General features: G+C 44.0%; 14 protein-coding genes. 3 read left to right on the top strand and 11 right to left on the bottom strand.

The annotated features are described in order from the left end of the window. Nucleotides 1-75 precede the first annotated feature (75 nt). Genes JMX63_RS05000 through JMX63_RS04990 form a run of 3 tightly spaced genes read left to right on the top strand, consistent with a single transcriptional unit; the run spans nt 76 to nt 1827 of the window. Nucleotides 76-777 carry a potassium channel family protein gene (locus tag JMX63_RS05000; protein WP_114700448.1) on the top strand — a complete coding sequence of 234 codons (702 nt, stop codon included), beginning with the start codon at nt 76-78 and terminating at the stop codon, nt 775-777. 43 nt (nt 778-820) lie between these two features. Next, entirely contained in the window at nt 821-1363 is a 543-nt protein-coding gene (locus JMX63_RS04995) for a DUF3124 domain-containing protein (RefSeq protein ID WP_201571297.1), read from the top strand. Between the two features lie 50 nt (nt 1364-1413). Next, nucleotides 1414-1827, top strand: coding sequence for a PaaI family thioesterase (locus JMX63_RS04990; protein ID WP_179798475.1), 414 nt, complete (start codon nt 1414-1416; stop codon nt 1825-1827). A gap of 57 nt (nt 1828-1884) precedes the next feature. Here the strand turns inward: JMX63_RS04990 and JMX63_RS04985 are convergent, their stop codons facing one another. The 11 genes from JMX63_RS04985 to JMX63_RS04940 form a co-directional block, all read right to left on the bottom strand. Beyond that, on the bottom strand, nt 1885-2574 hold the full coding sequence (locus JMX63_RS04985; protein ID WP_406947820.1) for a c-type cytochrome: 690 nt from the start codon (nt 2572-2574) through the stop codon (nt 1885-1887). An 87-nt stretch (nt 2575-2661) separates the two neighbouring features. Beyond that, complete coding sequence (locus JMX63_RS04980; RefSeq protein ID WP_201571295.1) at nt 2662-4263, bottom strand: flavin monoamine oxidase family protein; 1602 nt, start codon at nt 4261-4263, stop codon at nt 2662-2664. Between the two features lie 94 nt (nt 4264-4357). Beyond that, complete coding sequence (locus JMX63_RS04975; RefSeq protein ID WP_320157862.1) at nt 4358-5731, bottom strand: cytochrome c; 1374 nt, start codon at nt 5729-5731, stop codon at nt 4358-4360. Nucleotides 5732-5852: 121 nt separating this feature from the next. Beyond that, a complete protein-coding gene (locus tag JMX63_RS14600; protein ID WP_265089091.1) occupies nt 5853-6032 on the bottom strand; it encodes a hypothetical protein in 180 nt (59 codons plus the stop codon). Nucleotides 6033-6067: 35 nt separating this feature from the next. After that, nucleotides 6068-6466: a YceI family protein gene (locus JMX63_RS14595; RefSeq protein WP_265089090.1), complete on the bottom strand. Its 399-nt coding sequence runs from the start codon at nt 6464-6466 to the stop codon at nt 6068-6070. A gap of 257 nt (nt 6467-6723) precedes the next feature. Then, nucleotides 6724-7548, bottom strand: a complete 825-nt coding sequence (locus JMX63_RS04965; RefSeq protein WP_201571291.1) for a PAP2 family lipid A phosphatase — start codon at nt 7546-7548, stop codon at nt 6724-6726. A 118-nt stretch (nt 7549-7666) separates the two neighbouring features. Next, the gene (locus JMX63_RS04960; protein ID WP_201571289.1) at nt 7667-8140 is read right to left on the bottom strand and encodes a diacylglycerol kinase; all 474 of its coding nucleotides are present in this window, start codon (nt 8138-8140) and stop codon (nt 7667-7669) included. Nucleotides 8141-8317: 177 nt separating this feature from the next. Further along, a complete protein-coding gene (locus JMX63_RS04955; RefSeq protein ID WP_201571287.1) occupies nt 8318-9658 on the bottom strand; it encodes a sensor histidine kinase in 1341 nt (446 codons plus the stop codon). A 127-nt stretch (nt 9659-9785) separates the two neighbouring features. Continuing rightward, a complete protein-coding gene (locus tag JMX63_RS04950) occupies nt 9786-10481 on the bottom strand; it encodes a response regulator transcription factor (protein WP_201571285.1) in 696 nt (231 codons plus the stop codon). A 49-nt stretch (nt 10482-10530) separates the two neighbouring features. Continuing rightward, nucleotides 10531-12243, bottom strand: coding sequence for a phosphoethanolamine transferase (locus JMX63_RS04945; RefSeq protein WP_201571283.1), 1713 nt, complete (start codon nt 12241-12243; stop codon nt 10531-10533). A 141-nt stretch (nt 12244-12384) separates the two neighbouring features. After that, on the bottom strand, nt 12385-13074 hold the full coding sequence (locus JMX63_RS04940) for a Crp/Fnr family transcriptional regulator (protein WP_201571281.1): 690 nt from the start codon (nt 13072-13074) through the stop codon (nt 12385-12387). Nucleotides 13075-13104: the final 30 nt, after the last annotated feature.

The raw sequence follows: 13104 nt of genomic DNA, 5'->3' as shown, positions 1-13104 counted from the left end.
GTCGTAAACATACGGTTTCACGCGCAAAAACAAGCAAAGAGATATCAAAAAATATTAAAAAAGGTCATTTAGGTTATGAAATACATCATCGTAGGGTTGGGGAATTTTGGTGCATCATTGGGAGCAGCATTAACGCGCCAAGGTCACGAAGTGATCGCCATTGACAGTAGTATGCAAAGGGTAGAAGCCTATAAGGAAGTTATTTCTCATACACTCTGCATGGATGCCACGGATGAGTATACCGTAAGCGGATTACCGATTGTTGATACCGATACCGTCATTGTGGCTATTGGGGAAGATCAAGGCGCTAATGTGATGGCAACGGCGCTATTTAAGACCCTAAAAGCAAAACGTTTGATCAGCCGCAGTATCAACCCGCTGCACAAAAAAGTCCTGCAAGCCATCGGTGTCGATGACATTATTTATCCTGAAAAAGAAGCGGCCAATCGTTGGGCCAAACGATTATCACTAAGCCACTTTGTGGATTCGTTCGAACTAAGCGATAATTTTAGTATGGTGGAAATCAAGATTCCAAATGTGTTGGTTGGCAAGACCATTGATGAGTTACGGGTGGAGCAAAAGTTCAATATCCGATTGCTTAGTACCTTACGCTATGAGTATTATGAAGACAGTTTCGGTCGTACGCAGAGCAAGCCTAGTATTCAAGGCTTGGCAACGCCTGAGCAAGTACTGCAAGACCACGATGTGTTGGTCATTTATGGCGCGAACAAACACATCAATCAGTTCTTACGTAGTGTGGGTGTAAAAATTAAATAACGGCTTGCAATCGCAGTGACATGAAAGGATACAGGAGAAGTTTATGAATAAAAGCAGTATATCTATTCTATTGGTCGCTGTTATGGTATTCCTATCAGGCTGTGATCCGTCTGCAAAAGATCCAAATGTCATGTTTTCGGAAAAACACCAAGATCCGATTGCTGAGCTTGCAGTGACTGATAAACCAGATCATAGCAAAATGAGTTATCAGCAAACTTTTTATGTGCCTATTTATTCTGATATTTACTCAGACAGTGAAAACCAAAAAGTATTGTTATCTGCAACGCTTAGCGTACGCAATACTACCTTAGATAAACCGCTTTATATCAATAAAATCGATTACTACAATACCAATGGTGACTTTGTAAAATCATATATTGATGGCCCGATAGAACTACCGCCAATGGCAACGTTGAACTATATTATAGAAAAAGAAGATGACAGTGGTGGCTCAGGTGCTAACTTTATTATCGACGTCGAAGGCGTGGACGAGACCGTCAAACCGGTTATCGAAGCAGTCATGATTGGCAATTTCAGTAATAAAGGATTTGCCTTTAGTACAGAAGGTACGCCAGTAGTACATTGATAGAATGTATTCAGTGAAATAACAAGGACAGTTCAATTCAAGGAAGCCTTATGTCTGCAACCAAAGAAGAAATCAGTGCCTTTATGGCATTGGAGTTTCCCCAAACCAAATGTATCGTTGAGGCGGTCAGTGAACATGGCGCGACCTTATCACACGAGGTTGGTATAAATGAGCTGCGTCCCGGTGGCACAGTCTCTGGCCCTGTCATGATGGCCGTTGCTGATGTCGCCATCTATGTGGCGATACTCGGAAAAATCGGTATCGTTCCATTAACGGTGACGACGAGTCTGACCATCAACTTTTTGCGTAAGCCATCAGCAGATGCACGTATTATCGCCGAATGTACTTTAATGAAGGTAGGGCGCACACTGATAGTGGGTGAGGTGTCTCTTTACTCAGAAGGCTCTGATGATATCGTGGCTCATGTGGTTGGTACATATTCGGTGCCGCCTGAACGCATTTAAAGCTAGTCGTAAGAGCTTCAATATTTTATAAGGTGGCTAGTTCATCGTGTGTCTCATCTATTCACTCGGGTCTGAACCTGGTGGAAAATCATGGCGTAGCTGTGCGACATTAGCAGTGGTCACTATATCAGTGAAATTATTTAGATCACTATGCACGTATTGTGTGACAGCTGCTATTTGTTCATCACTCATCATGCGGTGGAAGGATGGCATACCGCGCAGGCCATTGATAACGACACTAATAATATAGTACTTCGATTGCATCTTGCTGTTATTGGCTAGCGGTGGATAGTAGCCAGCGCCTTGCGCACCTTCACCTTTTTGCATATGACAACCAGCACAGGAGTCATCGTAGAGCTTTTTGCCATTAGTGGTAAAGAATCCTGTTTTACCTTGTGTGCTGCCTTCAAACTTGGCGAGCCACGGCTTCATGCTAGGATCATCGCTTATTTTGGGTATTAAGTGTACATCGACGATATTGCTAGCGGGTTCACCCAACTCTGCTTTGGACATATATACGCCGCCCCATGCGCCCTGATTACGACTGGCCTGATTGTCAAAATTGTTGTCGAAAACCATTGGTACTGTCTGCGGGTTGGCGATAGTGGCTACGTTTTCTGCCTTGTACTGACTACAGCCTGACAACGTTGTTAACGCTATCGACCCACCAACCATGAACATCATCATTGCTTTGCCTGAGCTGAGTGGGCTAAATGGTTTGATTAAGTTTGATGTCACCATGTTCATGATTGTTCCTAATGTGCTTAGTCTCATTGTTATCATCCTTGCTTGAACGGCAGCCTGGTTATTCAAAGCTCATTACTCAAAAGCTGGCTATCCAAGTTTCTTGGCCTTTTGATGTAAGCGTTTGGCAGCATCCATACCGGATAATATCGCGCCTTCTTGCCATGCAGGAATATGTGAGCAATGCTCTCCTGCTAACACAATACGATGATCTATCTCGCATAATGTGTGATAGTACTGCTCACGGCTGGACTCGCTCCAGATACCATAACAGCCAAGTGACCAAGGGATACGGTGCCATGCGACGGATGTGCCAGCGCGGAACTCCTTTGTATATTGTGGATGAATCTGTTTGCCATAGGCGAGCGCCGCGTTGATACGTTCTTTAGGAGTCAATGAGTTAAATTTGTACGAAGTCTCGCCAAATCCATAAGCACCAAGTAGCACACCTGAGCCTGAGCTAAACATATCCTGTGACGGATAGGAGATTTGGGTGATCGGCAGATCAGTATAGGTGATGCCGCCATAGATCCATTCATCCTCTTCCCAAAACCGTCGTTTAAACTCCAAACCCACTTTGTAAGAGCTATCATAAGGAACGGCTGCCATCGCTTGTTTCATTGGCGCGGAGACGTTGATGTCAATTTGAGTCAGTATGGACAAGGGGATAGTGCAAATACACCAATCTGCGCGCACTATTTTGGCTGCACCGTCAGGGCTATTACTATCGACATAGTCAACGGTTACGCCAGTTTCGTCTTGATTGATCTTGGTGACTTTGGCATTGAAGGTAATCATATCTCGACATTCACGTGTGAACGCATCACCGATTTCCCCCATACCACCGACAGGCTGAAACATCGTTGGTTGATGCACATGCACGGTATAGTTGCTATAAATATCCGACCACATACCTGAGTCTAATAATTTGTTCATCGGTATGGGGGTTGATGGCTTGGCATCTGGCATAAGACCACCACCGGGATATACACTATAGCCGCGATGCTTACCAGTCTCATGGCTTTTGACATAACGATAGTTGGTATCTAACACGCCCCAGCCCTTGAGACCTTCGAGTAGTTTTTCTTTGTCTTCTTTATTGACCGTACTATCTAGACTGCCCTTATTGACGGCTTTGGACAATAACTCTGACACGTAACCGCGGATATCGTTTTGCACCTCACCCAAGCGCTGCGGCGCACCATCGAAGTGATTGGTACGATGCAGATAAGCGCGATCATTGGTCTGGATAAAAGGCTGAAATGCCACACCGAATTTTTTGCAGTAATGAAAGACCGCATAGTGATGGATGGGCAATCGCCATGGCCCACCATTGAAGTAATTGCCTTTTTCGAAGTTGCACGTGACCTCAGCGCCGCCAAGCTCTGTATACTTGTCACCGCTATTGAGCGTCCAACTACGTCCGCCGCCGCGGTTTTGATACTCAAGCACGGTCACTTTGTAGCCCGCTTTACGTAGCTCGTAGGCGGCAGTAAGCCCGCCCAACCCTGCACCCAATATCACGATACTAGCGTCAGCCGGTGCGCCTTTAAGATTCATCTCTTCTTTGAAGCTCGACTCAGAAGCAAACCCTAACGTAGTCATCGCTTGATACATCGCGGTCGCGCCTGCCGTATTGCCTATCATTGAGAGCAGTTGTCGTCGCGTGGGAGATTGGAGCAGGTCATTCATAGAATTATCCTTATCGTGCTGGTATTTGCCATATGATAAAAGGCGAAGATTAGAGCGCATTTTTTATAGTTAGTTCTAATGCCAATTCTTATGGCTAGCTTTTTTCTTTTATCACACGCGTGACATCCGCCGCGCTGACATCGCTGTTAGATAGACCACCAAAGGTGACTCGTACGTAGTTAGTAATATTAGCAATCTGCGCAGGACTTAAGTCTTCTGAAAAACCAGGCATTTTTGGTGCTGTGTTAAATGCACCTTTTGCCCCAAATGCAATGACGCCAATGAGTGCATCAGGTTTTACGCGGCGAATGCTACTGAGGCCAACGATGGATGCATAGCGGGCATCGGGCTGGGCGTAACCATCGATGCCATGACAGCTGGCGCAATGTGTCAGATACAACTCTTTTGGCGTGTTGCTGTTCAGACCGCTATTGTTGGCACTGCTGACAGTATTGGTTTTGGCACGCGCCAAATAGTCTTTTTGCTCAAGTAAGTCGTAAGTAATCGAGTTACTGACTGGTTGCGGTAGGCGAGAGACATTGACAGGTATCAAATAATCATCGGTCTTAATGGCTGGAACGACTTTTAAATAGTCAGCCATCGCGATCAGGTCTTCTTCAGTGAGATAACGCGTACTATGCGCCACGGCTTCTGCCATCGGGCCGCCCGTATAAGCACGCTTATCAAGCGTGCCTGTACGCAGGTAAGTCACGATATCCATTTCGCTCCAAAGGCCGATACCCGTATCGTTGTCAGGCGTAATATTTGGTGCAAACCATTTACCAAGTGGCGCTCCGGATAAATAGCGGTCTTTATCAAGACCTTGTGTTAAGTTGCGCGGTGTATGACAGGTACCGCAGTGCTCTAAGTTATTGACCAGATATTCACCGCGCTGCTGGGTTTTCGTCAGTCCTGAGCGATTTTCGGTAGAAGGCACATTGATGATATTCCATGCCAGCATTAAGCTACGGATATTTAGCGGGAAAGGCAAATGAGTGGTTTTTTCAGGTGGTTTATCTACGATAGGAACGGTCTGAAAGTACGCGAACAAGGCGCTGATATCTGCATCTGTCATGCCATGATAAGATGGGTAAGGCATGGCAGGATAAAGCTGATGATTGGGTGCACGACCTTTTTGCAAAGCCTTTTTGAAGTCAGATTCAGTATAGTTGCCGATGCCATAGCGCGTTGACGGTGTAATATTGGTCGAATAGATATTGCCAATCGGTGTCTCAATTGGTACGCCGCCACTATAGTCTTCACGGTGGCAAGCCATACAGTCAGCGGTACGCGTCACGTAAGCGCCGCGATTGGCAAGCGCACTATTAGCAGGGCTAACATTTGGTAGGGTTATTGGACTGGGCAAAGTGTCCATTGGCAGACTGACAGTATCTGCCATCACGACGGTAGACACTAAGCTGAGTACTAGTGTCAGTGTTATTACTGAAGAAAACGACAATGCTGGCATGATTGCAGAAAGTGGTTTCGCAATACTCTTATAATACCGATGAATCATGTCTAATTCCTTTTTAAGCTTTCTGCAAATCACTACCCGTATCTATTCAGACAATGGCGAAACATTAAAAGTACTACTGTCTGGCGGCTTCGACCTTGATACTTAAGTCAAGGTTTTTGGTCAGTCCGAACCAAGCGAATTTATTGATATTCCATTTTGTGCGATTAATCGTAGCAGTGAACTCGCCACCGTAAACATCTTTTCTGATGCTCGTATTTAGATAACGATCGAACTTAGTCGCGGTTAAACTAATTGGGTGGGTCTCGCCATGCAGAGTCAGTTGTCCATCTACCCGAGTGACACGCGGGTTTTTTTATCTTGATTAAAATGCCATTTTGTCGATTCAAAATGCGCTGAAGGAAATCTCTGCATATCAAAAAATTCAGGCCCCGTTAGACTATTATTGAAAGAAGGATTGCCTGTATTTAAGGAGTTTATCGGTATGATTAATGAGATATCACCTGATCTTAAGTTTGGATCGTATTGCAATTGACCTTTGATATTGTAAAAGCCACCAGTCGTGGCTGAACTCTTAAAGCGTTCGATAGAAAATCGAATATGAGTGCTGGCAGGATTAATAGCGTAACTGGCAGCTTGACTGCTATTTGCAGTGCCTACGAGTAGCAATGGAATGGTCAAAGAAGAATAGATATGTGATGGTTTTGGCCTAATAGACAACAAGCGCATAGCCACATTCCTTTACCGGCTATTGATATAGAGGAGCTTATTCACAAGCGCTATCCGTGCGTTTGCTTAACAATAAGCCAGTGATTGTTTATTATTTATACAGGGTTTTTCAAATACTTAGTAGTGCTATTTTAGTAAAGAGATAACGAACAACTCTGTCATGCCCGAACGTCAATTCCAAGTATTGATGCTAAGTACTGATACCTAATTATTGAAGCTGAGTACTGATGCATAGGTACTGAACCTAAGTGCTGACTTTAAGTATTAGAGTGTTCAATGCTAGACAAGCTAAGACCAGTATGTCCTTTATCATCGCTGATTCTGTGTGCTTTATTTTTAATCGATTGTTTAAAAAATAAGGCCGCGAGCGCACAGGCTATGGTTAATGACAGCAGCATTGAGACCAATGTATGGCTAAAGAAGTGATCACCAAACAGCATCTTATACAGTCCCATTGTCCAGCCCAAAATAGTTACTGATATGACTATTTGATAGCGGTATTTTCTTAGTGTCGGTAAAAAAGCCAATCCATATAAAGAAAACCCTGCGCTGGCGTGAGCTGCTGGGAAGCATCTGGCAGGCGTTGTTGCTACGATGTTTTGCCAAAGATTGAGGTAGGGCAAATCCCCATTAAAAATAACCAAGTCATTTGGGCAACTAACATGGGTGACGCCTTTGAGCGTGGCAATAGTAGCAGGTACAATCGCCAGTATAATCAGTAGGTAGCTTATCTCGCGCATAGGTAAAGGAAGCAGAAATTTATCAAGCTTATTATGACTGGGCTTACTGCGATTTAGCTTATTACGGTTTAAGGTAGTAGCATTAAGCCTTGACTGTCTATACTTGATGATTAAAACCGCTATGAGGTAGACAGCCAATATGATCAATAATGCTTTGGGTAAATCATAAAAGATAAATGCATAAGGCTGCGCGCCTTTTTCGAGTAGCCAGTGTCCATTGTTGTAAAAAAGCTCACTGATGCGTACATCTAATTGGCCATGCTCAAAAACCAAGGAGGCCATGATGGTCACGCACAGTAGTTTTAGCCAGTCCCAAGTCATTGCGTTGTTTTCTGAAGTCATGACTACACCTAATAACGTATATGCGATGTTGATGGATTTTAATACGACCTTCGTTTTATTGTTTACCTAAGATAGCGCTAGCAACGCATTGTGCTGTTAGGCGAGTGATCGCCATGCTTTAATAAAATAGAGCAGATAATGCCATTACCCATAAAACCATTAACAAACATAAAGACAAAAACTGTGCCGCAGAGCCAACATCTTTTGCGATTTTTGCGAGCGGGTGTTTGGCGGTTGAAGTATGGTCAACACAGGCTTCAATTCCTGTATTGAGCAGCTCGACAATCAACGACAAAAAAGAAGCGACGACCAGCATCATTTTTATACCAAGCGCAAAAGGCATAACGATGACAGCAGCCAGCAGTACAAGGTTGAGCCACACCACTTGTCTAAAAGCCGCTTCAAATTTGTAAGCGGCTTTAAAGCCATCTATAGAGTAACCAGTGGCTTTTATAATGCGGAGGATTCCCGCTTTACCTTTGGCATGACCTGCAAAGCTATCAGCTGCGAGTGCATTATCATGCGTCGTCTGATTGATAGAACTATGCTCGGCTGACGGCTCTATAAGGTTGGTATGAGTGATTTGCTTCATAGGGCATTCTTAATGGTCTATTAAAATTAAGATAGCCTGAGTATAAGACGGGAGAGGTTAAGAAAACGTTAAGAGGACATAGAGGGATGAGAATAAAGCATAATGGTTGTTTAAGTTTTTATTTCCCAATCAGCAATTATGATTGGGAGGTGAAGATGTCTTTGGACTATCACGAGGTTATTTATAATAAATACTAAAGGTGCTACCACCTGAGCGATTGGCTTGGTGAGTGAGCTGCCAGCCCATATGCGACATGATACGCTGGACGATACTGAGTCCTAGACCTGAGCCTTCAACCTTATGTTTTGTATCATGCTCTGACAACAGAATTGTTTGCTCGTCTTTATACTGAGACTCTAATCGCTCAAACCGTTCATAGAGTAAAGGCATCATTGCTTTAGGAATACCTAAGCCAGTATCAGTCACCGTAATTTTTTCGTCATCGATAGTAATGGCTACTTCGCCATCATCGGTATATTGAAACGCATTTTTTATGAGGTTGCCTAGCGCCATTTTTAGGAGTTCGGGCCGTACGTAAGCGCTATATTCCTGCTCAGCAATTATCTGACAAGTGACAGACTTATACCGCAGTAAGTATTTTAGGCGCTGCATTTCTGCTAAAGCGATATTGTTGATAGAGGTTTGCGGTGCGTCTAACTTTTCAGGCGCGCGCGATAGTAGAAGCAGGGCAGTGATAATCTCAGAAGTTTCTTTGGCAGTAGTGCTAATGCGATTGGTAAACTCATTTAAGTGGCTGTCAGGGTCTAGTTGCGAGGCCAACACCTCGGAAGCCCCCATGATAATAGTTAACGGTGTGCGTAACTCGTGACTGACATCACCAGTAAACAATTGCTCACGCTTGAGATACTGCTCTAACTTGTGGTTTTTCTCATCGATGGCCCGTGCCAAGACACCAACCTCAGATGGTAAGTGTGTCAAGTCGCTTAAGTTATGATGGTCAGTCTCGACGGCTCGTTTCAAATCTAATAAAGGCTTGATGATCTGTTTGGAAGACAACTGAGAGAAGATAGCGGCGATAAGTAAGCTTAGAATCACGGCTACTTTTAGCGTATCTGCAAATATGTCTTCTAGGTGTTCAAATATCGCCAAAACTGGATAATTTTCCATTACCATTTCGGTGTTTTCTAGGTAAGTCAAAATATAAGCTTGACCGTCTTGGGTGTAGGCGAAAAGATGCAGGTTGGCATGACCTGCTCCAGATTCTTTATTAACAGTGACAGAAGTCTCTTGCACCGTGTCATTGGCTATCGCTTGTAAACTGGCAGGTGCTTTATCATAGCGATAAATCTTGATACCTGGGTCAGCGATATAGATAGGCTGATCACCATGCTTTTCTTGACTAAGCTCTAGCTGCTGCAACAGGCGAGCCTTGACCAAATCTTGCTCTATTCGGCTCTCTGCGTATAAAAAAATACTGACAAAAGCTGCGCACAGTAATAACGCGAATATGAAGTAAGACAGTCTGAACTTATTGGCTATCGAGTCTATATTGAGCATGGCATGGGACAACCTAATAGAAGAAGGCGATATATAACAGGGCTATATATAATAGAGCGATAAATACGATACGGTCAGTCGATTAGTAAATTGGATAAGGTTTATTTAATTCATGCTGCAATCACAACTACGCGCTTGCTGATTTGTTAGGGTCAACAACTTGGTAACCTACACCAGGTACTGTGACTATCATGGGTGTGTTAAATGGCTTATCAACCTGTGCGCGCACGCTATGCATATGGGTGCGCAGTGCATCACTACTCGGTATATCTAGCCCCCATACTTTTTCTTCAATCTCAGTTTTACTGACGACTCTAGGCGCTGCACTCATGAGGATATGTAATATTTTAAAGCCAGTTGGGGTAAGCTTCAGTGATTGTCCCTCACGCATAATAGTATGCTCACTGTTGTTTAAGGACAGCGCTCCGACCGCAATACTGTGGGCAAAATGATCGTCCTCGGTGCGACGTATGAGCGCTTTGATACGGCATTCCAGCTCAACCAGCGAAAACGGCTTGACCAAATAATCATCAGCGCCGCTATCAAAACCAGCGACTTTATCCAAGATTGTATCGCGAGCCGTGAGCATTAGCACAGGCGTTTTGTCATGCAGCTCTTCTCTGAGTTTTTTGCACAGCTGCGTGCCATCCATACCTGGCAGCATCACATCTAGCAATATCACATCATAACGATTGTTTGAGGCGAGTGTTAGCCCGCTATAGCCGTTGTGCGCGTTGTCCAACTCAAACCCTTTTGGCTCAAAAAAAGCATAAATATTGGCCACGATATCGGGGTTGTCTTCAATAACGAGTATCTTGTACATGATGCTGACCTAAAAAATAGTGGTGACCTAAAACAATATAGAAACGGATTTAGTTATTTACTTTAAAAAAGGTTGGCGCACCTTTAACTTCATCGGTCGTAATACCAAAAAAGTTAAGAAACGTCGGGGTAATAAAATCATGCGACACTGGCTGATTGATCATACTAGAAAGACTCTCAGTATCGATACTATTGCTATTGGGCGACCAAACTATCGTAGGCACGTGTTTTTGGGTATCTGGTGCGAACTTATAGGGCAAGCCGTGCAGGTAGATGTTATTTTCACCTAAACTCTCCCCATGATCACTAATATATACCATTACCACATCATAATCTTGCTCATAAGGTTTTAACGTATCAATCACATTGTTCAAAAAATAATCGGTATAACGAATCGCATTATCGTAGCCATTTATCACAGACTGAGCATCACATTTAGACAGCTCATTGGTCATGCAGACAGGGTTATATTTTTCAAATTCTTTAGGGTAGCGCTGATAGTAGGCGGGTCCATGATTACCCATTTGGTGTAACAAAATAAGCGTGTCTTTAGGCGTATCTTTCGGTGAGCTGCCTGATTTAACCAGTTCATCAAAACCATCAAGCATACCGATATCTCGGCATTCGACATCACAGTTCGGATTGGTATCAGCTGTTTTGTAGTCTTCAAAAGTAACGCGATCAGCCACGCCTTTTGAGCTAGAGTTATTGTCCCGCCAAATGACATTGATCCCTTGCTTGCTGAGCGTATCTAGTACGTTTTCATTATACTTGGCTGTATCGATATCGTAGTCTGCTCGATTTGCATAGCTAAACATGCAAGGTACGGAGTAGGCCGTAGAGGTTCCACAAGAGACAGCATTCTGAAAACTATAGAGGTCTGACTGCTTTGAGAGCAGCGGTGTGGTATTACGTGTATAGCCGTTCAAACCGAAGTGATCTGCGCGAGCCGTTTCGCCAACCACAAACACCATTAGTTTTGGTTTGCCGCCGCCAGTAACACTATTAGCAGGTGCCACGCGTTTTGCGTCTGTCGCATGTAGCGTGAAAGTATCAGGACGGCGCAGCTCATTGACATAGTTTTCGCCAAGTTTGATCGTAGAGTAAATAGGCGTGATCGGGTTAGCATAAGAACGGACTTGTTTATGCTGACGAAAGAAGCTGGCGTACTGGTCACCAAATGGTAAAATACAAACGGCGATTAGCGCGACAGACAGTATCAGCGTGGCTGTCTTTTGTAGTATGCCTCGCTGCCACGTAAAGCGTTTTAGACGAATTTTGCTAATGATAAATGCTGGCAACACGCCCAGTAGCAGCACCCGAATGACCATGCTGGGGGCAAACAACCCCATTGCCTCTGCTTGATCGGTCTCCAGACTGTTGATCAGCATGTTGGTGTCAAATATCGTCCCGTAAGCATCGGTAAAATAACCACAGATGGCAGCGATAATCAGTAGCGTAGCCAGTACGGGTTTGGCAATTGGGCGATAGCACAGCAGCTGTAATACCAGCCACATCAGTCCAAATAACAAACCAGTAATAGACAGGATAAAGCCGACGTTTTTGCTAAATGGATAGACCGCCAGCACCTGCTCAAAAAACCCAATATTTGCAGTCGCTACCAAATATACAGCCACGATGATAATGAGATAACTGAGATTTATCTCACGATCATAGAGCTTACTAAGGTAGCTGGTCTTTGTATTGGTATTGGGTGCGTTGATTTTGAGCGCATTGGTTTTGATGACTTGAGGTATGGACATACAGATACTTCTCAACAGATGGTAGGAAACGTCATTCCTTACCATAGCAAGTGGTCTGTTAAGAAGATGTTAAGGCGATTGATGCTAACTATCATAAGTTAGATGTTGTGTGAGTTGTTGAGATGGCTTTATATATTCAAGTCAGGCAGGATTCATTATTGCCATCAACTGGGGCTTGTCCTTTATAGTGATAAAACCATAGTGCATATCGATAAGATGCTGCTTTTGCCATGATTGGATGATTTTATTGATGGTTTGTCTGGTGGTGCCAAGCATAAAGCCCAGCTCTTCTTGCGATAATCGCAGATCTATTTTGATATCGTCTCCTATTTGCTGTCCATAAGTGTCGATCAGTCCAATCAGCATGCTAGCCAATCGCGCTGAGGTATTGAGTGAGGTAGCATCGTCAATCCAATCAAATGCTCGGCGAATCCGCTGGCAAGTTATAAGCGCCAGATGCTTGTATAAAATAGGATGCAACTGCGCTGTCTGAATGACTAGGTTTCTTGGGATTGAGATGAGCGTTACTTTGTTAATCGTCCACGCATCATGGGTGCGAGGATTGTCATCTATGATAGATATCTCACCAAACCACTCACCACTAGATAGATGCGCCAACGTCATGGCATGGCCACTAGCGCTCACGTTACAGACTCTAATCGTACCCGACACGACAAAGTGTAGCGCCGCATCATCGTTGTCACCGATGGCATGAATCATTTGGCCTTTTTGGTATACCTTTAGCACCGCATCGCCTGCCAGTAGCGGCTGCACAATGACTGGCAATTGACTAAACCATGGGTCGTTATTCAAATAATGATTGATATTCATAAGTGTAATGTTTTTGACAGATTTGGTTTT

The organism is Psychrobacter nivimaris (assembly GCF_904846365.1).
Lineage (GTDB): Bacteria > Pseudomonadota > Gammaproteobacteria > Pseudomonadales > Moraxellaceae > Psychrobacter > Psychrobacter nivimaris_B.
Note: the sequence above shows the minus strand (reverse complement) of the source record. Positions and strands in the feature narration are given on the sequence as shown.

Bases quoted from the DNA above. Each gene is read 5' to 3' on its own strand.
- JMX63_RS04965 (WP_201571291.1), bottom strand. From the start codon at position 7,548: ATGACTTCAGAAAACAACGCAATGACTTGGGACTGGCTAAAACTACTG.
- JMX63_RS04980 (WP_201571295.1), bottom strand. From the start codon at position 4,263: ATGAATGACCTGCTCCAATCTCCCACGCGACGACAACTGCTCTCAATG.
- JMX63_RS04950 (WP_201571285.1), bottom strand. From the start codon at position 10,481: ATGTACAAGATACTCGTTATTGAAGACAACCCCGATATCGTGGCCAAT.
- JMX63_RS04945 (WP_201571283.1), bottom strand. From the start codon at position 12,243: ATGTCCATACCTCAAGTCATCAAAACCAATGCGCTCAAAATCAACGCA.
- JMX63_RS04995 (WP_201571297.1), top strand. From the start codon at position 821: ATGAATAAAAGCAGTATATCTATTCTATTGGTCGCTGTTATGGTATTC.
- JMX63_RS04940 (WP_201571281.1), bottom strand. From the start codon at position 13,074: ATGAATATCAATCATTATTTGAATAACGACCCATGGTTTAGTCAATTG.
- JMX63_RS04985 (WP_406947820.1), bottom strand. From the start codon at position 2,574: ATGAACATGGTGACATCAAACTTAATCAAACCATTTAGCCCACTCAGC.
- JMX63_RS14595 (WP_265089090.1), bottom strand. From the start codon at position 6,466: ATGCGCTTGTTGTCTATTAGGCCAAAACCATCACATATCTATTCTTCT.
- JMX63_RS04975 (WP_320157862.1), bottom strand. From the start codon at position 5,731: ATGCCAGCATTGTCGTTTTCTTCAGTAATAACACTGACACTAGTACTC.
- JMX63_RS05000 (WP_114700448.1), top strand. From the start codon at position 76: ATGAAATACATCATCGTAGGGTTGGGGAATTTTGGTGCATCATTGGGA.
- JMX63_RS04955 (WP_201571287.1), bottom strand. From the start codon at position 9,658: ATGCTCAATATAGACTCGATAGCCAATAAGTTCAGACTGTCTTACTTC.
- JMX63_RS04960 (WP_201571289.1), bottom strand. From the start codon at position 8,140: ATGAAGCAAATCACTCATACCAACCTTATAGAGCCGTCAGCCGAGCAT.
- JMX63_RS04990 (WP_179798475.1), top strand. From the start codon at position 1,414: ATGTCTGCAACCAAAGAAGAAATCAGTGCCTTTATGGCATTGGAGTTT.